Source organism: Solibacillus sp. FSL R7-0682 (assembly GCF_038005985.1).
Lineage (GTDB): Bacteria > Bacillota > Bacilli > Bacillales_A > Planococcaceae > Solibacillus.
The window spans coordinates 401,017-421,342 of record NZ_JBBOUI010000001.1; the positions used below are offsets into that span (position 1 = coordinate 401,017).

Consider the following 20,326-nt stretch of genomic DNA (forward strand, 5'->3'; position numbering starts at 1 on the left):
TTAAAAGGAGACGTCAATATGAATATTCTTGTAATTGGTAGTGGTGGTCGTGAGCATGCGATCGCAAAACAATTTAACAATGCACCGTCTGTACAAAAGGTTTTCGTCGCACCAGGTAATGACGGCATGAAAAACGATGCTGAAATCGTTGAAATCGACGCATTAGACTTCACAAAATTAGCGGACTTTGCTAAGGGAAATAATGTTGCACTAACTTTTGTAGGTCCTGAGCAACCGTTAGCAGAAGGAATTGTCGATTATTTCAACGAGCAAGGCTTAGTAATCTTTGGACCATCAAAAGCAGCAGCACAAATTGAGGGCTCAAAATCGTACGCAAAAGAGCTGATGAATAAATACGGTATTCCAACAGCTGCTCATGAAACATTTACAGAAGCAAACAAAGCGGTAGCTTACATTAAAGAACAAGGTGCACCAATCGTTATTAAGGCGGATGGGCTTGCAGCTGGTAAAGGTGTAATTGTTGCAATGACAGAACAAGAAGCAATTGAAGCGGTAGAGGATATGATCGGCAACCAACGCTTTGGTGACTCTTCCTCTCGTGTTGTTGTTGAAGAGTTCCTTGATGGCGAGGAGTTCAGCTTTATGTCATTTGTTCACAAAGGGCAAATTTATCCGATGGTGATCGCACAAGATCATAAGCGTGCGTATGATGGTGATAAAGGTCCGAATACCGGAGGAATGGGTGCTTACTCTCCAGTGCCACAAATTTCCGAAGAGGTAGTGAAAGTAGCTTACGATACAATCGTTGTACCCACTGTACAGGCAATGGAAAAAGAATGCGTATCGTTCACTGGAATCTTATATGCGGGTTTAATATTAACGACGAAAGGTCCAAAAGTTATTGAATTTAATGCCCGTTTTGGCGACCCTGAAACACAAGTTGTCCTGCCACGTATGGCATCAGACTTCGGTGAATTCATGCTTGCATTAATGAACGAAAAGCCGTTTGATTTACAATGGAAGGAACAAGCGATGCTAGGTGTTGTAGTCGCAGCTGAAGGCTACCCAGGAGATGTTGAAAAGGGCAATGTATTACCTAATTTAACTGATATAACGCTACCAGTATTCCATGCAGGAACAAAGCTTGTTGGAGATGCGTTTGTAGGTAATGGTGGACGCGTACTATTAGTAGCAGCCGAAGCATCTACATTAAAAGAAGCGCAGGAAAAAGTATACGAAGAGCTAGCAAAAAAACAATGGGACAACTTCTTCTATCGTAAAGATATCGGATGGCGTACGTTTAAATAACAAACAAAACTACTCAAGCATGTACCTAATCTTGAGTAGTTTTTATTTCGGTATTTTGACTCGAGTCATTTGTTAGTTCGTTAAATTGCTTTTCAAAAGTATGTAACATCTGTAATTTTTCCTCTAATTGTTGTTCAAATAATTTTGTTTTACTATAGACAATTTTCATTCTTTCTTCTAAATCGGGTAAGGTACTCAGATTTTCATTATCCCTTTCTTGGATTCCAATGACATCTTTGTTCGTAATATTTAGTTCATTTAACAAGTGTTTTATTTGTTCGCCTTCTTGTTTTAAATTCTCGAGTATATCTTTTTTGGCAGTTAGGACTTCTTCAAGGTGGTTATTTAATTGGCTTTGTATGGACTGAAATTGATCATAGGTTTGTTGAATAAAGTTAGGGAATGTTTTTTCAAATGATTCTAGATAATAATATTCTGATGTTTTTTTAAAATGTTGTGTTTCTTTTAATGCGTTTTGTAGTTGTTGATTCGTTGTTTTTAATTGCTCCTTTTCAGCTACTAAGCGCTGTATCGAATTGTTTAGCTTAGCTCTTTTATGCTCATATGTTTGAGCCTCTATTTGAAAGGATGCTATTTCCTTTTGATAAGTTCTTTCAATTATTAAAATCTGCTTTGAAAGTTCACGTATTTGTTCTTTTAATTGAAGATTTTCTTGTTCAAAGGTTAGTGAAAGTGAGTAATAGTCGTTGTTTTTTAATTGAGCTACTTCGTTTTTATATTTAGCTATTTCAGATTTTAAAAAGATAATCATTTGTTGTAATTGAAGAGGATCTAAATTTAAATTCCACTCTTTATTCACTATTACCCCTCCAGTTAAGTTTTCTCCCTTAATAAATCTAAAATTGACTCGAAATCATTTTTACTTTCATCTATTATTTTATCTAGTTTTTCTAATAATATTGATTCAACAATCACATCATTCTCATTATTGACTGTGGAATTCGTCGCCATTGATAAAAGGGAAGTTAAAAGTAGATTTAAAGAGCCTTTTTCTAAAAAAATAAAACTATTATTGTTTTCTTTTTGATTTTCCTTTAAATCGGATAAGTGTTCCTTCACATATTGATTAATAATATGTTCTATTGGCAAAATGTGATCTTCTAAATGTTCCATATTACTCCTCCTTTTCGGCTCCTACAATACTTAAATTAATGGGATTAACTACAGGAATCCCTTCTTGTAGTTGTTCGCAATATGTAAAACCAGTAATACTCCCAGAATAGGGCGTATTAGAAAGCCATTTTATTTGGAAGTTTTCAAACGTTATTTTTTCATTCGGTTCTAGTACTGTCTTTTCAAGAGGTTTAAAGGAATAAATATCTTTATTATCGGGATTTTTTATTCGCAACCACTCATTAGGACGTTTTAAACCTTGATGAAAATGATTGTATACATATCTTCCGGTAAATGTAAAAGGTGAGTTTTCTGGTAGCTGTATTGTAATAGAAGGATTGATTATTGGGACATTACCGATATTCCAAATATGGTAAGAGCCTAAACATACACTCTCTTCTTCAGATGATTGGGAAATGTTTAATGAGGAGGTAAAGTAGCTGATTAATTGGATGTCTTTGTTTATATGCAATTTGCTTAATAAATCTTTAAATTCCAATACATAATACTTTGTTTGCTGCTGAAGTTCATTTATTTTCTCTTCTAGCTGTTTTTTTTCAGGTGTCATCAAACAGCCTCCTTTAAAATAATGACATCATAAAATAAAGAAAGGGGGTTCCCCTCTCCTTATTTTATGATTTGTAGTTGTAAGTTAGCACTTATTCAAATACTTTATGGGAAAACCACAGAACAATTGCTTGGGCGTCCAGCTGGTGGACAAGCAAATGGTAAGTCTGCTCTTGGCTCGCAGTAATCTGCTAAAAATTCAACAGTAACAGGGTACGTAGATTGAATACTTTGACAAACGGATACGGAGAGCGATAAGTTCTCAAATGAAACTAATCCTGCACTAGTTAGGGCAAGTGTACCTGTTGAACATACGAAGCAATCAAGGTCTGTATAAGTAACATCAACATTTGTACCTTTTGGTGCACACATTACAACGTGTTCACAGCGAGAAATATCAAATTCTGTACTAGTGTACATTGTACCATTTGCTAATGTTAGGCAAATTGTAACTGTGAAATTCTTTTGAATTGTCAATTGTTGTAAACATACTGATGATCCATCAATAGTGAAATTTCGATTTTCTCGATTCATAATGACAATTGGATTTAGTTCATCAGGAGTAACATGGCATGTTACGCGCGCACCTGTTAGGTTTGCATCCGCTGGTAAACCTGGGAAGCTAATGGGACTCGTAGGAGAAAATTCGAAAGACATATCTTTTACTACCCAGTCATATACCTTTTCAACATTTATACAAATAAGCTCTCTTGTTTGGGATGACGTAGTTTCCTGCATTCTTTGACACCTCCCTCTATTCTATCGTTCGTCTTTATAATATGACGTGTTGATAGAGGTGCATAGGCAGACAAACTATTTGCAAACTTTTTATATTAAAATCTACTAATTGCCTTAATTAAATGGATGATTGTTATTTGTGTAGTAACAGAAGGGTTATTACTTTAATAAAATATTTAGAATGAAAGGAGTGGGTTATGGTGGAAAATTCTAAATTTTACACTATTGAGGAAGTTGAGCAATTAAAGTTGAGAATCTTGGCATATAAAAATTTGTTAACAACATTTAAGAATGGTACTTCAATGCAAGACTTCCTAGAAATTAAAGATGAATTTGAAGAGCTTAAAAAAAGAATTTCCGAGATAGATTCACTAGGTGATGTGTTAGGTGAGGGACAATTGTCAGAAACGAGCGGAAATGACAAGCAGGTTAAACAATTTATGGTCCAATTAACTTCATTAAATCAAAATGTAGAAGAATTTTTATCTGTAGTAAACAAATTAATGACGGAAATTCCATTATTAAAAACCAATGCTGCGGATAAATTAGTGAGTAATACAGATTCTTCACAGCAAACAGTAAAGCAGAGAATGCCTGAAACAAAGCAAAAGCAGCTGTCATATTATCAGTTAAAGGATCTCGCCAGTCAGGTAAGTCAACTTAAACCGATAGAGGAAAATAAAGAGACGGAAATAAATGACTATATACTTAATAAAAAAAGCCATTTTAACTCAGCCTACTTCCAGTCTATAAATACCCGTTCAAATATCACTCAAAATAATTTAAATAGAAGTAATTCACTAAAAACAAACCCTCTTGAGCAAATAAGGAATGAAAAATCAAACCAAACAGAGGAAAGCAATAAAGTTAATAAACAAGGACCAATCAATCCTTTTTCCCCTAGGAAATCATCTATATTTGAAAGCAATATTCCAACCCAGACTTTTTTTAATAAGCGTGAAACTCCAGCGGAAAATGTAATACAAGAATCAATTCCCCTAGAGGAAAAACTCCCTGAAACACATCCACAAATTATAATACCAATAGAAGAAGAGCATGTTACTGATGTTGAGAATAAAAAACACAAGACTAGTCTTTTTTTCAATCTTTTCCGTAAGTAAACCCTGTTTCGAAAGATGGTTAAAAAGTTTATAAATAGTAATTACGCCAAAAGAAAGTGATTTGGGTTTATTAATTATCCTCTTATATAGACTAATGTTTAGGGAAAAAATTTCTATAACATCATATTAGATACTTGCCCTTCAATTCTATTTTTTCATGAATAGAATACGGAAGAAGGGAGGTGAAAAGTATGTGTAATTGTATGAATAGTGGATATAGTGGTTGGTCTGGTCATGTTACTCCATGCGGGAACCAATGTTTTTCATTAGGACCATTTAGAGCAACTAGCACAGTATGTCCTCCAAGAAATACAGGTTCCATCATCCCGTTTTCTTCAGGGATTGTCCCTGCTGTATTAGTAACACTTGCCACTGGTTTAGTTGGTACAGTAAGTGCAGTTGGCTTTGGTACTTCTGTTCCCGGTATTACGCTAGTAGGAAATACACTCAACTTACCATTAGTGAATGGAACAACAGAAGCCTTCACTGTTCCACGCACAGGTAATATTACAGCGATTTCTGCAACATTTACAGAAACACTTGGGGTGACGGTTGTAGGTAACGCTACTATTAGAGCACAAGTTTACCGTGCCCCTGCAGGAAGTAATACATTTACTGCTACAGGAGCTGCAGTAAATTTAACACCAGCAGTTACAGGCGTTGTATCTGTAGGTACAGTATACCAAGGTACAGCAACTGCTAATGTCCCAGTATCAGCGGGCGATCGTCTAGTAATGGTATTTTCTGTTTCAGGAACAGGTATTACTGCAATCACAACGCTTACTGGTGCAGCAAGTGCAGGTATCACAATTTCTTAAATATAAAAATGAAAATGGTAACAGAATTTCCCTGTTGCCATTTTTCTTTGGTTAAATGCTAGCATACTATTTTTTAAAAAGAGTATATACTAAATTTTGTAAATATTTACCTTGCAAATGCTTTGCTTTATGAAAGTGCTATGTTACGATAAAAATATGTTCGAAAATGTTTGATATTCGACAAATTTAATAAAGATTGTATGAATAAGTTAGGTCATACAGAAATTTTGAAAGGAGCAATTTTGAATGCCAGAAATTAAATGGAAAATAAATCATATTCGTAAACAAGTAAGTATAATTGATGGTAAGGCAGCTCCTAATTTGGTGCTACAAAATGCAAAGTATCTACATAGCATGTTGAAGCAATGGATAACAGGAAACATTTGGATTTTAAATGAGCGTATTGTTTACGTAGGAAAAGAAATGCCTATTAATCTAGAAGGTACTGAAGTAATAGATATGAATGGAAAGGTAATTGTACCGGGCTACATTGAACCACATGTACATCCATTCCAATTATACAATCCATATAGTTTTGCGGACTTTTGCGCACAGTCGGGTACGACAACGTTTATTTCCGATAATATGACGTTTGTTTCTATGTTTGAAAATAAGAAAGCGTTTTCTTTCTTAGATGAATTAAGTAAATTGCCCTTCACATTTTATTGGTGGGCTCGCTTTGATTCGCAAACAGAGCTAGAAAATGAAGGTGAACTTTACTCAAATGCATCCGTTTGTGAATGGTTAGATCGTCATGATGTCCTTTTAGGTGGCGAACTAACGGGCTGGCCACGTTTAATGCGCGGGGATGATCAAATGCTCTATTGGATTCAAGCGGCGAAGCATAAAGGAAAGAAAATAGAAGGACATTTACCGGGAGCATCTGAGAAAACATTGGCGAAGATGCGCTTATTTGGTATTGATGGTGATCATGAATCGATGACGATTGAAGATATTGAAGCGCGAATTTTACATGGTTATGCAGTGACCTTACGCCATTCTTCCATCCGACCAGATTTACCACAGTTATTAAAAGATGTTGTTGAACGCGGTCATGCAATCTTTGATCATTTAATGATGACGACGGATGGTTCAACACCGGGTTTCCATCAGGATGGTGTAATCGATAAATGTATTCGTGCTGCTCTCGATGTCGGTGTTTCTCCGATTGATGCTTATAATATGGCGTCATACAATGTGGCGCGTTATTACAATATGACAAATTTACACGGCTTAATTGCAACAGGACGTTATGCAAATTTAAATGTTCTTACTGATGAAAACTCTCCAACACCAGAGGCTGTGCTTTCAAAAGGTGTTTGGCTGAAACGTGATAATGAAGACCAGCATGCATTACCTAAAACAGATTTATCGATATTTAAAACTATGGAGCTTAATTTTGACTTGAAGGAATCAGATTTCCAATTTTCTATGCCGATTGGTATAGAAATGGTTAATGACGTTATTACTAAGCCATATAGCATAAAAAATCAAGGGTACAACAATCAGCTTTCTACAAATCATGACGAGAGCTATTTAATATTAATCGATCGAAACGGTGCATGGCGTATTAATACAATGATTAAAGGCTTTGCGACTCATGTAAAAGGCTTTGCTTCTTCATATTCGAATACCGGAGATATTATTTTAATTGGTAAAACAAAGAAAGATATGGTGCATGCATTTAACGAGTTAAAGAAAATGCATGGCGGTATTGTATTAGTGGAAGATGGGGAAGTAGTTTCTTCAATCCCATTAACATTAGCGGGTTCGCTTTATGATGGACCAGTCGAAGAATTAATTCCACTAGAGTTAAAGTTAAAGGCCGATTTAAAATCACGTGGCTATCACCACACAGATGCAATTTATACACTATTATTTTTACAATCTACACATTTACCATATATCCGTATTACGACGAGAGGTATTTTTGATGTAATGAAAAATACAGTAATGTTACCTGCTGTAATGCGCTAATTTGTAGGGGGAATGACGATGAAGAAGGGGATATTTACTGCTGCTATATTGGGAGCAGCGATCCTTTCAGGTTGTACAGACAAAGAACAAGTAGATGAAGTACAGGCTGATGTACAAGACGAGCAAGAAGCAATGGTCGTAGAAGACACAGAAGAAGAAAAAGAGTTACCATTTGTCACACCGTTTACAGGGGAGCGTGTTGAAGAGGAAATTACGGCACGCCCCGTTTTAGTAACTATTAACAACCACCCATTAGCCCGCCCACAATCTGGGCTTGCCGAAGCAGATGTTGTTTATGAAATGCTTGCAGAAGGTGATGTTACACGTTTTTTAGCACTGTACCAATCTGAAATACCTGAATCAATTGGACCGATACGAAGTGCTCGGGACTATTTTATTGACATTGCAAAAGGGTTGGATGCCTTTTATATTGCACACGGTTATAGCCCCGATGCTAAATCATTACTTGATAAACGAGTTGTAGAGCATATGAATGGTATGCAGTATGACGGAATTTACTTCAAGCGCTCTTCCGAACGAAAGGCGCCACATAATTCCTATACGACTGGAGAAAACATTGCTCTAGGAGCAGAAAAAGTAGGAGCTTCGTTACTTTATCAGAAAAAAGTTTCTTATCCATTTTATGATGCCGAAGATAGTGTTAAAATAGGTGTACAGGCTAATGAAGTTGCAATTCAATATAGTAATGGTGGCAAATTTAATAGTCATTACTTGTATGATGCTGAAAAAAATCGCTATACAAGGTTTTCGGCAAATGTACAAACAGAAGATTATGTAACAAAACAGCCAATCGAGTTATCGAATGTATTATTTTTTGAAATGCCTCATCGTGTAATTGATAATGAAGGTAGACGTGATATTACAATTGTTGGCGGCGGAAATGCTTATGTATTCCAAGCAGGAATGATGCGAGAAGTAAAATGGGAAAATGCAGATGGGATGCTAATTGCCATTGAAGAAGACGGGTCAGAAGTGAAGTTAGTTCCAGGTAAGACTTGGGTTCATCTAGTTCCAACAGCGCCAGGATTAGCAACATCTGTTACATATCTAGAGTAGAAAGGAAATGGTGGGCTACATGCAAATTGAAAAGATTCGCGGTCATCAAACGGAACAGTTATTTAAAGCGGTCCTAGAGTTAAAAGATATTGAGGAATGCTATAAATTTTTTGATGATTTATGCACAATTAGTGAAATCCAATCATTAGCACAGCGTTTTGAAGTGGCGCATTTATTACGTTTAAAGAAAACGTATGAATCGATTAAAAAGGAAACTGGTGCATCAACAGCTACAATTTCGCGTGTTCGCCGTTGCTTCGATTACGGTAACGATACGTATGATGAGATGTTAGGTCGTCTTTATCCAGATGAAAAACCATTTACATCAAAGTAAGACAGCGAAAGCTCACCGTTTGTAGATGAAGAGCACATCATAATTAAGCATGTAAGACTGGGCATTTTCTTTGCTCAGTCTTTTAATATTTATCTGAATTTCGCTATACTTATAATTGGATCATTAGGAAATCAAACACGAAAGTTTTATGGATATTATTAGACGAAAAATGAATGGATAGGTGAACTAACAATGGATTTTTTAAACTGGCGACATGTTTTTAAGCTAGACCCTGCAAAAGAGATTTCAGATGAGGCATTAGAGCAAATTTGCGAATCTGGTACGGATGTTATTCTAGTAGGCGGTACAGATGATGTAACATTAGATGGCGTATTAGATTTACTAGTACGTGTACGCCGTTATTCTGTACCGATTGCGCTTGAAATTTCTAATTTAGAAAGTATTACCCCAGGCTATGATTATTATTTCATTCCTTCCGTTTTGAATAGTACTGATACGAAATGGGTGAAGGACTTACATCATGAGGCAATAAAAGAATTTGGAGATGTACTCATTTGGGAAGAACTTGTTGCAGAAGGCTATTGCATTCTAAATCCAGATTGTAAAGTTGCACAAGTAACTGATGCCAAAACAGATTTAACAGAGGATGATGTAGTCGCTTATGCGCGCATGTCAGAAAACTTCTTTAAGCTTCCAATTTTTTATTTAGAATACAGCGGTATGTATGGAGATGTGGAAATAGTCAAGGCAGCAGCAGACGTATTAAATGAAACAAAGCTATTTTACGGTGGTGGTATTACTTCAGTACAACAGGCTTCAGAAATGGCTGCCTATGCAGATACAATTATTGTAGGAAACATAATTTATGAGGATTTAAAAGCTGCTTTAAAAACGGTACAAGCAGTGAAAAATATAGAGAAGTAAGATATAATTGAGAACAAATGTTCTTTTAGATAGGAAGGTGCAATACAAAATGGAGCACATAGCAAAAAATTTACTAGCGGGTATGAATCCGCAGCAAGCTGAAGCTGTAAAGACTACAGAAGGCCCGCTATTAATAATGGCAGGTGCAGGGTCAGGAAAGACACGTGTTTTAACACACCGTATCGCGTATTTAGTTGTTGAGCGAGAGGTATATCCATCGAAAATTTTAGCAATTACGTTTACGAATAAAGCGGCAAGAGAAATGCGTGAACGTATTGACGGTATTTTAGGAAATGGTACGACAGAAAGTATGTGGGTTTCTACATTTCACTCGATGTGCGTACGTATTTTGCGCCGTAATATTGACCGAATTGGATATTCAAAAAGCTTTTCAATTTTAGATAGCTCAGATCAGCTTACGGTGATTAAAAATATATTAAAACAAGACAATATTGATCCCAAAAAGTATGATCCTCGTGCGATTTTAAATACGATTAGTTCGGCAAAAAATGAATGTATTACTTCAGGGCAATTTGAAGCAAGTATGAATCCACATAATCCTTTTGAAAAGATTGTTGCACAGGTGTATAAAGGTTATCAAAAGCGTTTAAAGCAAAATCAAAGCCTTGATTTTGATGACCTTATTATGATGACAATTCATTTATTTAAAGAGGCACCAGACGTGCTAGAATTTTACCAAAATAAGTTTCAATATATCCATGTGGATGAATATCAGGATACGAATAAAACCCAATATTTATTAGTTCAAATGTTGGCAAAAAAATTCCGTAATATTTGTGTTGTAGGAGACTCAGACCAGTCGATTTATCGTTGGCGAGGCGCAGATATTACAAATATTTTATCCTTTGAAAAGGATTATAAAGATGCCAAAGTGATTATGCTTGAACAAAACTATCGTTCAACAAAACGAATTTTACAAGCGGCGAACAGTGTCATCGAAAATAATAAAAATCGCTACAAGAAGGTACTACGCACAGATAATGCAGAAGGGGAAAAAATCCAGCTGTATAAGGCGGGCAATGAGCAGGATGAAGCGCAATATGTCGTAAAAACGATTCAGAAGCTAATGAAGGAAGATCATTTTAAGCTAGATGATTTTGCTATTCTTTACCGTACGAATGCACAGTCTCGTGTGATGGAGGATGTACTCGTTAAGTCAAATATGAACTACCAAATTGTTGGCGGTACGAAGTTCTATGACCGTAAAGAAATTAAAGATTTACTCGCTTATCTACGTTTAATTGCAAATAATGATGATGACTTATCGTTAGCACGTATTATTAATGAGCCGAAGCGTTCGATTGGTGCAACTTCGTTTGATAAAATGATGGCCTATGCAATTGAGCAGGATCGTTCAATTTTTGATGCGATGGGAGAGCTTGTTTTCATGGGCTTAACAGGAAAGGCTGCGGCATCAGCAGAGAAATTTTATCAAATGATTCGTTCATTAAGTGAGCGTCAGCATGAATTGTCAGTGACAGAGCTTGTAGAAGAAGTGCTTGAGCAATCGGGCTACCGTCAAATGTTGAAAAGCGAAAAATCAATTGAAGCAGAAAGTCGTTTAGAAAACATCGAGGAATTTTTAACTGTTACACAAGCGTTTGAAGCGCGAAGTGAAGATCAATCATTAGTGGCATTTTTAACAGATTTAGCGTTAATTGCTGACATTGATTCCTTAGACGAAGAGGAAAAAGCGAAGGGCTCGATTATTTTAATGACAATGCATGCAGCAAAAGGGCTTGAATTTCCTGTTGTTTTCATTCTTGGCCTTGAGGAAAATATTTTCCCACATTCTCGTTCACTAGAAAGTGAAGATGAAATGGCAGAAGAGCGCAGATTGATGTACGTCGGTGCGACTCGAGCAGAGCAACGACTGTATTTAACTTGTGCGGGTTCTCGTACGATTTTTGGACGCACAGGTTATAATGCACCATCGCGTTTTTTACGTGAGATTGATGAGACAGTTGTCGAGCAAGTTTCAAAGGCCAATACAAGTTCATACAATGATTCGTCACTACCATTTTCGTCGAATCGCTATGACCGTGTACAAAAGCGTTCGCTTGGTACAGTACAAGCGCCGTCTTCCCAAACATCCCGTTTAGCTTCTACAGGAGGCGACAAGTTTGATTGGAAGGTTGGTGACAAAGCATCTCATGGTAAATGGGGTGTTGGTATGGTCGTTAGTGTGAAAGGTGAAGGCGATAGCATGGAGCTTGATATTGCATTCCCGGCTCCAACAGGAATTAAACGATTATTAGCGAAGTTCGCCCCGATCACAAAAGCTTAGGAGGAAATAATAGGATGAATGAAATTGAACAAAGAATTGCGGAGTTAAATAAGCTACTTCATGAGTATGGTTATGCGTATTATGTGCAAGACAATCCATTAGTAGAAGATAGTGTTTATGATCAGCTATTACAGGAGTTAATCGCGCTAGAAGAAGCGAATCCGCAATTTATTTATGCTGATTCTCCTACGCAGCGTGTCGGTGGTGCAGTATTAGAAGGGTTCCAAAAGGTTACCCATCAAACAGCGATGCTAAGCTTATCGAATGCTTTTAATGAAGATGACTTACGAGATTTTGACCGTAAAATTAAGCAAGCGATCGGTGACAACTATTCGTACGTTTGCGAGCTAAAAATTGACGGGCTAGCAATTTCGTTACGCTATGAGAACGGCGTATTCGTACAAGGCGCAACACGTGGGGATGGAACAGTTGGCGAGGACATTACGATGAACTTAAAAACGATTCGTGCAATCCCGCTTCGCTTAAAGCAACCGATTACGATGGAAGTACGTGGTGAGGCGTACATGCCGAAAAAATCCTTTGAGCAATTAAATGCACGCCGTGAAGAAAATGGTGAAGAGCTATTTGCCAATCCACGTAATGCTGCAGCGGGATCACTACGTCAGCTCGATCCAAAAATTGCAGCTAGCCGTAATTTATCTACATTTATTTATTCTATTGGTGGTGACGGTGAAGCATACGGTGTGGATGGGCACTGGGAAATGTTAAAATATTTAGAGGAGTTAGGCTTCCCTTCAAATAAAGAACGTGAATATTGCGAAACAATTGACGACGTTTTGGCGTTTATAGAAAAGTGGACAGAAGCACGCCCAAATTTAGCTTATGAAATTGACGGCATCGTGATTAAAGTAAATAGCTATGCGCAACAAGATGAGCTAGGCTTTACAGCGAAATCACCGCGCTGGGCCATCGCTTACAAATTTCCAGCAGAAGAGGTTGTCACAAAGCTTCTTGATATAGAGCTAACTGTAGGACGAACAGGGGTTATTACACCAACTGCGATTTTAACACCAGTGCTAGTTGCAGGCACAACTGTAAGCCGTGCATCCCTTCATAACGAGGATTTAATTCGTGAAAAGGATATTCGACTTGGTGATACCGTAATCGTACGCAAAGCAGGGGATATCATCCCACAAATTGTTGGCGTCTTAATCGAACAACGCCCAGAAGATGCAGTTCCATATCATATGCCAACACATTGTCCTGCTTGTCATGAAGAAGTTGTACGTATCGAAAATGACGTTGCATTACGCTGTGTAAACCCTCTTTGCCCAGCTCAAATCGCTGAGGGAGTAAAGCACTTTGTTTCTCGTAATGCGATGAATATTGATGGGCTTGGCGAAAAGGTTGTTGAGCAGCTTCTTCGCGAGGCGTATATTGAAGATGTTGCGGGACTATATGGATTAACAGTTGAAATGCTTATAAAGCTTGAGCGTATGGGTGAAAAATCGGCAACAAATCTAGTAGAGGCACTTGCTAAATCAAAGGATAATTCATTAGAAAAGTTATTATTTGGTTTAGGAATTCGCCATGTAGGTGAAAAGGCTGCAAAAATTTTAGCGGAGCATTTTGAAACGATGGATGCAATAATGCTCGCAACAGAAGAACAGTTAAAAGAAATTCACGAAATTGGCGATAAAATGGCCCAATCAATTGTTGCCTATTTTGCCAATGAACAAAGTCAGCAATTAATCTCGCGCTTAAAAGAGTTCGGAATTAATATGACGTATAAAGGCAAAAAAGTAATAGTTGAAGCTGGTACAAATCCGTTTGCCGGAAAAACAATTGTTCTAACAGGAAAATTACAACAATTGACACGCAATGAAGCAAAGGCGAAAATAGAACAGTTAGGTGGAACGGTAGCAGGTAGTGTAAGTAAAAAGACAGACCTTGTCATCGTAGGTGAGGATGCCGGATCGAAGCTTGAAAAAGCGCAAAGCTTAGGAATTGAAATTTGGGATGAACTACGCCTAATCGAACAATTATTATAGTAAAGGAGACTAGTTCTCATGAAACGATACCGCTGGATACCAGCGCTAATTGCTGCTGCTATGTTAACTGCATGTACGCCGAGTCTTACACCAGAAACAGAGCTTACCCAGGAATCTGAATCAGCGCAAGAGGTAGAAACAACGATTATCCCGAGTATGCAAATTAATGATAGTTTTTATAGAACGCTTATTCCATATAAGGAAAGTGCTAGTCGTGGATTAGTCGTTTCAAATATTTATACGAAGTACGATATGAAAGAAGCAGAAACAGGTTTAATGCGTATTTCCCAGAACTACTTCGACACGGAAAATTACTATTTCCAGGAGGGGCAATATTTATCTGAGGAAATGTTAAAATACTGGCTTGCTCGCCCAAACCAAACGACAGATAAGGGCCCTGAGTATCAAGGGTTAAATCCATCTAGTGTGGATGAAGCAACTGGTCTAGAAATGGATCCTACTTTAAAAGCAACAGAAGCTCCTGTATATTTATCGCACATCGTGGAGCAAAATTATTTAACAAAAACAGATGATAATAAAGTGAAATTAGCCGGAGTATCAATCGGTTTAGCTTTAAACTCGGTTTATTATTATCAAAAAGAGCAGTATGGCGAATTTTATGAGCAAAAAATCCCGGAAGAGAAGCTGGTAGCAGAGGGGAAAAAAATTGCGCAAGAAGTCGTGAATCGTTTACGCGCTCGCTCAGAGCTAGCGGAAGTTCCAATTGCTATAGCATTGTTTAAGCAGGAGGAGCGTAATGCAATCGTACCTGGTACATATATTGCGTATAATTTTGCCGATGGAGGTAAAACAGCTTTAGGAGATTGGGAAGGAATAAATGAAAAATATATAACATTCCCAATGAATTCACCAGAAGATACTTACCGTGATATGAATACGAAATTCATGAACTTCAAGCAACATGTCGACAACTATTTTGCAAACTTTACGAGTGTCTTTGCGACAGGCTTTTACCAAAATAAAAAAATCCAAAAGCTAGATATTGAAATTCCAATACAGTTTTATGGAACTGCTGAAATTACTGGCTTTACGCAATATTTAATTGGCTTAATGCTCAACCATTTACCGCTTGACTTACGTATTTCTGTAAGTATCACATCAGTAAACGGTCCTGAAGTATTAATTATAAAAGAGCCGAATGAAGATGAACCATTTGTTCATATTTATGAATGATAAAAGTAAGAAAATGCCATGCTTAAAAATAGCATGGTATTTTCAATTTATGGAATATACTACACTTTAGTGCTTTAATGCTTTAAATTAGCAAAAAAGCTTCATAACGTGCGTACAATTCCTTAAAATTTCAGGGAAGCGAAGATTTTTAAAGGGAAAAATGGTATTATTATTAGCATGGTTTATTTGAATCGGGAGGTGTAATAAATGGCAAAATTATCAAAAGAGGAAGTAAAACACGTAGCGCACTTAGCTCGTCTTGCAATTACAGAAGAGGAAGCAGAGAAGTTTGCGAATCAGCTTGGTAAAATTACAGATTTCGCAGAGCAATTAAATGAATTAGATACAACAAATGTTGAACCAACTTCTCACGTTTTACCACTTGTAAACGTACTACGAGAAGACGTAGCAAAAGAAGGATTACCTCGCGAGAAAGTAATGCTTAACGTAAAGGACCAAGAAGCTGGTCAAATTAAAGTACCATCAATCATGGAATAATTAGGAGGTTATTATCGCATGACAGTATTTGAGCGCACATCAGCACAATTACAAGAAGCTATTAAAGCAGGCGAACTGACAATTGCTGATTTAACAAAAGAAGCATTTGATCGCGTTGAAAAGTTAGACGGCGATGTAGAAGCTTTCTTAGCTTTAAATAAAGAACAAGCTACTGCCCGTGCAGCAGAGCTAGATCAAGTTCCGTTTGAGGAGCGCGGTCCACTTTTCGGAATGCCAATTGGTGTAAAAGATAACATTGTAACTGAAGGACTAGAAACTACCTGTGCTTCAAAAATTTTAGAAGGCTTTATGCCAATTTATGATGCAACAATCGTAAAAAAATTACGTGATGCAGGTATGGTTACAATCGGAAAATTAAACATGGACGAATTCGCAATGGGTTCTTCTAACGAAAACTCAGCATTTAAAACAACGAAAAACCCTTGGAACTTAAACCACGTGCCAGGCGGTTCTTCAGGTGCATCTGCAGCAGCAGTAGCAGCGGGTGAAGTACCATTCTCACTTGGTTCTGATACAGGTGGATCTATTCGTCAACCAGCAGCTTACTGTGGTGTTGTAGGGATGAAGCCTACATATGGACGTGTATCTCGTTTTGGTTTAGTTGCATTCGCATCTTCGTTAGATCAAATCGGACCAATTACACGTAATGTAACAGATAACGCATTATTACTAGAAGCAATCTCAGGTGTAGATGAAATGGATTCTACATCTGCAGACGTTCCGGTTCCAAATTACGTAGCAGCACTTGACGGCAATATTAAAGGATTACGTATCGCTGTACCAAAGGAATTCCTTGGTGAAGGTGTTGGCGAAGCTGCTAAGCAATCTGTTTTAGATGCTTTAGAAGTATTAAAAGGCTTAGGTGCTACAGTAGAAGAAGTATCACTTCCTCACTCGAAGTATGCATTAGCTGCTTACTACATTCTTTCATCTTCAGAAGCATCTTCTAACCTTTCTCGTTTCGATGGTATTCGTTATGGTTACCGTACAGACAATGCGAAAAACTTATTAGAGCTTTACAAAAACACACGTGCAGAAGGCTTCGGTGACGAAGTTAAACGCCGTATTATGCTTGGTACGTATTCATTATCAGCCGGTACGTATGATGCGTATTACAAAAAAGCACAGCAAGTTCGTACATTAATTAAACAAGATTACGACAAAGTATTTGAAAACTATGATGTCATTGTAGGACCTACTGCGCCAACAGCAGCATTCGCTATTGGAGCTAACGTTGATGATCCACTAACAATGTATGCAAACGATATTTTAACAATTCCTATTAACTTAGCGGGTGTACCAGCGATCTCAATTCCATGTGGCTTTGAAAATGGATTGCCACTAGGTTTACAATTTATCGGTAAGCACTTCGATGAAGAAACACTTTATCGTGTAGCGTATGCATACGAGCAACAAACAGACTACAACACACAAACTCCAGCATTATGGGAGGTTAAATAAGATGAACTTTGAAACAGTCATTGGTTTAGAAGTACACGTTGAGTTAAAAACAAACTCAAAAATTTTCTCAAGCTCACCAAACCATTTCGGTGCTGAGCCAAACACAAACACAACGGTTATCGACTTAGGTTACCCAGGTGTCTTACCAGTAGTTAACAAGCAAGTAGTAGATTATGCAATGCGCGCATCTTTAGCGCTAAACATGGAAATCGAACAGGAAACAAAGTTCGACCGTAAAAACTACTTCTACCCAGACAATCCGAAAGCGTACCAAATTTCACAATTTGATAAGCCAATCGGTAAAAACGGCTGGATCGAAATCGAAATCCCAGCAAAAGGGGATACACCTGGTTACAAAAAGAAAATCGGTATTACTCGTCTTCACATGGAAGAGGATGCTGGAAAATTAACACACGCTGATGGCTATTCTTTAGTTGACTTAAATCGTCAAGGAACACCATTAGTTGAAATCGTTTCTGAGCCAGATATCCGTACAGCAGATGAAGCGTACGCTTACTTAGAAAAATTAAAATCAATTATTCAATATACAGGCGTTTCTGACGTACGTATGGAAGAAGGTTCATTACGTTGTGATGCGAACATTTCAATCCGTCCATATGGTCAGGAGCAATTCGGTACAAAAACAGAGCTTAAAAACTTAAACTCATTCAACTTCGTACGTAAAGGAATTGAACACGAAGAAATTCGCCAAGCAGAAGTACTTCTTTCAGGTGGCGTTATTGAGCAAGAAACTCGTCGTTTTGATGAGAAAACAGGTAAAACAATCTTAATGCGTGTTAAAGAAGGTACGGATGATTACCGTTACTTCCCAGAGCCGGATTTAGTACGTCTTTCTATTTCTGATGAGTGGTTAGAGCGTGTACGTCAATCTATTCCTGAATTACCAGATGCACGTATTGCTCGTTATGAAACAGAATTAGGCTTAACTTCATATGATGCCAATGTCCTTGTAAGCAACAAAGAAATTTCTGATTTCTTTGATGAGACAGTTACAGCTGGTGCAGATGCAAAATTAGCAGCAAACTGGTTAATGGGTGACGTTTCTGCTTACTTAAATGCAGAGCAAAAAGAGCTAAAGGATACAGCACTTACACCAGAAAACCTTGCAGGAATGGTGAAGCTAATTTCTGACGGTACAATTTCTTCTAAAATCGCGAAAAAAGTATTCACTGAGCTTGTAGCTAATGGTGGGGATGCGGCGAAAATTGTGAAAGAAAAGGGCTTAGTACAAATTTCTGACCCAGAAGTAATTCGTGGTTTCGTTACAACAGTTCTTGATAACGATGCAAAATCAGTAGAAGATTTCAAAGCAGGTAAAGACCGTGCGATAAAAGCACTTCTTGGTCAAATTATGAAAGCTTCTAAAGGACAAGCCAACCCACAATTAACAAATCAAATCTTAATGGAAGAAATTAATAAACGTTAATTTTTTCATATAGTGTACGACAGTCTAGTTTATTAGGCTGTCGTTTTTTAGTATAGATGACGATAAAGATAATAGGACCGTACATGACAAAGGGGGAGAATTTGATGAATTTTGTTAAAGGGGCTGCAATTCGGGAAAACGAACAATTGAAAAATAGTTTTTTTCAATTGGCAATGGAGACGTTCGGTATTTCCTTTGAGCACTGGGATGCTTTAGGCTATTGGAATGATACATACTGCCCTTATGCCTTTGAACTAAACGGTGAAATTATTGCCAATATATCGATGAATATAGGAACAATGGTCATTGATGGAAAAGCTGTTCAATCAATTCAAATTGGTACAGTAATGACAAAGCCAATCTATCGCAAAAAAGGCTTAAGCGGGCAACTGATGGACAAAGTATTAGAAGATGTAAAGCATGTCGATATTGTTTATTTATTGGCAAATGAGTCCGTACTCAAATACTATCCAAAGTTTGGCTTTGAGAAACGAAAGCAAAGCGTATATTTAATTCACACGAAAGACCTACTACTACAGCCAACTGAAATCAAAAAACTAGATTTGAATGATGAACAGACGAGAAAATTCCTTTATGAATCCGTAACACATCGGATGCCCGTAAGTACAAAGATAGCAATGCTACAAAATGAAAGCATTGTTATGTTTCATGCAATAGGACCATACCGGGAATGTATTTATTATGCACCTAAGCTACAAGCGATTATTATTGCGAAGGAATATGAGGAAAAGGTCGTCATTGTCGATATTATTTCAAAATATCCTTTTGAGTTAATGGAAGTGCTACAGCAATTACCGATTGAGCGCCCAATTATTGAATTAGGTTTTACCCCGAGCGAAGTTTCAGCAATTATTTTGAAGTACGAGTTAGTAGAGAGCGGCGCTTTATTTGTAAAAGAGCAAGGCAACGTGAGTTATCCCAATCATGTGTTGTTCCCGTTGAGTGGCGAGGCTTAAGGGTTATTGCAGTGGGCGGGAGAAAGAGGCCAATATGCAGCATTGCATAAAGCCTCTTTATAAGCTTTCCCTGAAAAGTAGCTGGGAGTTCGGTGCACTTTATCGAATTGTTACCGCAGTACCTGTTGCAACACACATCATCATACCTTCACGCAATGTTTCAAAATCTAGATCAACACCGATCACAGCATTCGCACCCATTGCGCGAGCACGTTCTGCCATTTCATCAAGGGCAATTTTACGACCTTCTGCAAGCTTGTTTTCATAAGAACCACTGCGGCCACCTACAATATCCGTAACCGATGCAAAAATATCACGTACAATATTTGCTCCCATAATTGCCTCACCTGAAACGATCCCGTGATATGTTTCGATTGTTTTACCTTCAAGAGAATTTGTCGTTACGATTAACATTTAAATCACTCCTCATAATTGTTATTATTTACTACGTTTCGAAAATTAATAAGTTTCAATAAAATAAAAACACA

At 37.4% G+C, this 20,326-nt stretch carries 19 protein-coding genes; 14 read left to right on the top strand and 5 right to left on the bottom strand.

What is annotated here, in order from left to right; translation table 11 throughout:
• Window positions 1-18 precede the first annotated feature (18 nt).
• Window positions 19-1,269 carry a phosphoribosylamine--glycine ligase gene (purD, locus tag MKZ17_RS02035; RefSeq protein WP_340722148.1) on the top strand — a complete coding sequence of 417 codons (1,251 nt, stop codon included), beginning with the start codon at window positions 19-21 and terminating at the stop codon, window positions 1,267-1,269.
• A gap of 25 nt (window positions 1,270-1,294) precedes the next feature.
• Here the strand turns inward: purD and MKZ17_RS02040 are convergent, their stop codons facing one another.
• The 4 genes from MKZ17_RS02040 to MKZ17_RS02055 all read right to left on the bottom strand — a co-directional run bounded on the left by MKZ17_RS02040 (window position 1,295) and on the right by MKZ17_RS02055 (window position 3,708).
• Entirely contained in the window at window positions 1,295-2,089 is a 795-nt protein-coding gene (locus MKZ17_RS02040; protein ID WP_340722149.1) for a hypothetical protein, read from the bottom strand.
• Between the two features lie 14 nt (window positions 2,090-2,103).
• Window positions 2,104-2,403 carry a hypothetical protein gene (locus MKZ17_RS02045; RefSeq protein ID WP_340722150.1) on the bottom strand — a complete coding sequence of 100 codons (300 nt, stop codon included), beginning with the start codon at window positions 2,401-2,403 and terminating at the stop codon, window positions 2,104-2,106.
• A 1-nt stretch (window position 2,404) separates the two neighbouring features.
• A complete protein-coding gene (locus tag MKZ17_RS02050) occupies window positions 2,405-2,971 on the bottom strand; it encodes a hypothetical protein (protein ID WP_340722151.1) in 567 nt (188 codons plus the stop codon).
• A gap of 104 nt (window positions 2,972-3,075) precedes the next feature.
• Entirely contained in the window at window positions 3,076-3,708 is a 633-nt protein-coding gene (locus tag MKZ17_RS02055; protein ID WP_340722152.1) for a hypothetical protein, read from the bottom strand.
• Window positions 3,709-3,908: 200 nt separating this feature from the next.
• Here MKZ17_RS02055 and MKZ17_RS02060 point away from each other — a divergent pair, with 200 nt between their 5' ends.
• The 13 genes from MKZ17_RS02060 (at window position 3,909) to MKZ17_RS02120 (ending at window position 19,838) form a co-directional block, all read left to right on the top strand.
• Entirely contained in the window at window positions 3,909-4,829 is a 921-nt protein-coding gene (locus tag MKZ17_RS02060) for a hypothetical protein (protein WP_340722153.1), read from the top strand.
• A 191-nt stretch (window positions 4,830-5,020) separates the two neighbouring features.
• Window positions 5,021-5,647: an exosporium glycoprotein BclB-related protein gene (locus MKZ17_RS02065; RefSeq protein ID WP_340722154.1), complete on the top strand. Its 627-nt coding sequence runs from the start codon at window positions 5,021-5,023 to the stop codon at window positions 5,645-5,647.
• Between the two features lie 246 nt (window positions 5,648-5,893).
• Window positions 5,894-7,624 carry an adenine deaminase C-terminal domain-containing protein gene (locus MKZ17_RS02070; protein WP_340722155.1) on the top strand — a complete coding sequence of 577 codons (1,731 nt, stop codon included), beginning with the start codon at window positions 5,894-5,896 and terminating at the stop codon, window positions 7,622-7,624.
• A gap of 18 nt (window positions 7,625-7,642) precedes the next feature.
• The gene (locus tag MKZ17_RS02075) at window positions 7,643-8,701 is read left to right on the top strand and encodes a DUF3048 domain-containing protein (protein ID WP_340722156.1); all 1,059 of its coding nucleotides are present in this window, start codon (window positions 7,643-7,645) and stop codon (window positions 8,699-8,701) included.
• A gap of 19 nt (window positions 8,702-8,720) precedes the next feature.
• The gene (locus tag MKZ17_RS02080; RefSeq protein ID WP_340722157.1) at window positions 8,721-9,035 is read left to right on the top strand and encodes a YerC/YecD family TrpR-related protein; all 315 of its coding nucleotides are present in this window, start codon (window positions 8,721-8,723) and stop codon (window positions 9,033-9,035) included.
• Between the two features lie 192 nt (window positions 9,036-9,227).
• Window positions 9,228-9,920: a heptaprenylglyceryl phosphate synthase gene (locus MKZ17_RS02085; RefSeq protein ID WP_340722158.1), complete on the top strand. Its 693-nt coding sequence runs from the start codon at window positions 9,228-9,230 to the stop codon at window positions 9,918-9,920.
• Between the two features lie 49 nt (window positions 9,921-9,969).
• Window positions 9,970-12,228 (top strand): DNA helicase PcrA, encoded by a 2,259-nt coding sequence (gene pcrA / locus MKZ17_RS02090; protein ID WP_340722159.1) that lies wholly within the window; start codon window positions 9,970-9,972, stop codon window positions 12,226-12,228.
• A 14-nt stretch (window positions 12,229-12,242) separates the two neighbouring features.
• The gene (ligA, locus tag MKZ17_RS02095) at window positions 12,243-14,240 is read left to right on the top strand and encodes an NAD-dependent DNA ligase LigA (protein ID WP_340722160.1); all 1,998 of its coding nucleotides are present in this window, start codon (window positions 12,243-12,245) and stop codon (window positions 14,238-14,240) included.
• 18 nt (window positions 14,241-14,258) lie between these two features.
• Window positions 14,259-15,434, top strand: coding sequence for a CamS family sex pheromone protein (locus tag MKZ17_RS02100; protein ID WP_340722161.1), 1,176 nt, complete (start codon window positions 14,259-14,261; stop codon window positions 15,432-15,434).
• A gap of 207 nt (window positions 15,435-15,641) precedes the next feature.
• Window positions 15,642-15,932: an Asp-tRNA(Asn)/Glu-tRNA(Gln) amidotransferase subunit GatC gene (gatC, locus tag MKZ17_RS02105; protein ID WP_340722162.1), complete on the top strand. Its 291-nt coding sequence runs from the start codon at window positions 15,642-15,644 to the stop codon at window positions 15,930-15,932.
• A gap of 18 nt (window positions 15,933-15,950) precedes the next feature.
• Window positions 15,951-17,414 (top strand): Asp-tRNA(Asn)/Glu-tRNA(Gln) amidotransferase subunit GatA, encoded by a 1,464-nt coding sequence (gene gatA, locus MKZ17_RS02110; RefSeq protein WP_340722163.1) that lies wholly within the window; start codon window positions 15,951-15,953, stop codon window positions 17,412-17,414.
• A 1-nt stretch (window position 17,415) separates the two neighbouring features.
• Window positions 17,416-18,861 carry an Asp-tRNA(Asn)/Glu-tRNA(Gln) amidotransferase subunit GatB gene (gatB, locus tag MKZ17_RS02115; RefSeq protein ID WP_340722164.1) on the top strand — a complete coding sequence of 482 codons (1,446 nt, stop codon included), beginning with the start codon at window positions 17,416-17,418 and terminating at the stop codon, window positions 18,859-18,861.
• A 104-nt stretch (window positions 18,862-18,965) separates the two neighbouring features.
• Window positions 18,966-19,838 (top strand): GNAT family N-acetyltransferase, encoded by an 873-nt coding sequence (locus MKZ17_RS02120; RefSeq protein WP_340722165.1) that lies wholly within the window; start codon window positions 18,966-18,968, stop codon window positions 19,836-19,838.
• 99 nt (window positions 19,839-19,937) lie between these two features.
• Here MKZ17_RS02120 and MKZ17_RS02125 read toward each other — a convergent pair whose 3' ends face one another.
• Window positions 19,938-20,252 (bottom strand): YbjQ family protein, encoded by a 315-nt coding sequence (locus MKZ17_RS02125; RefSeq protein WP_340722166.1) that lies wholly within the window; start codon window positions 20,250-20,252, stop codon window positions 19,938-19,940.
• Between the last annotated feature and the right edge of the window lie 74 nt (window positions 20,253-20,326).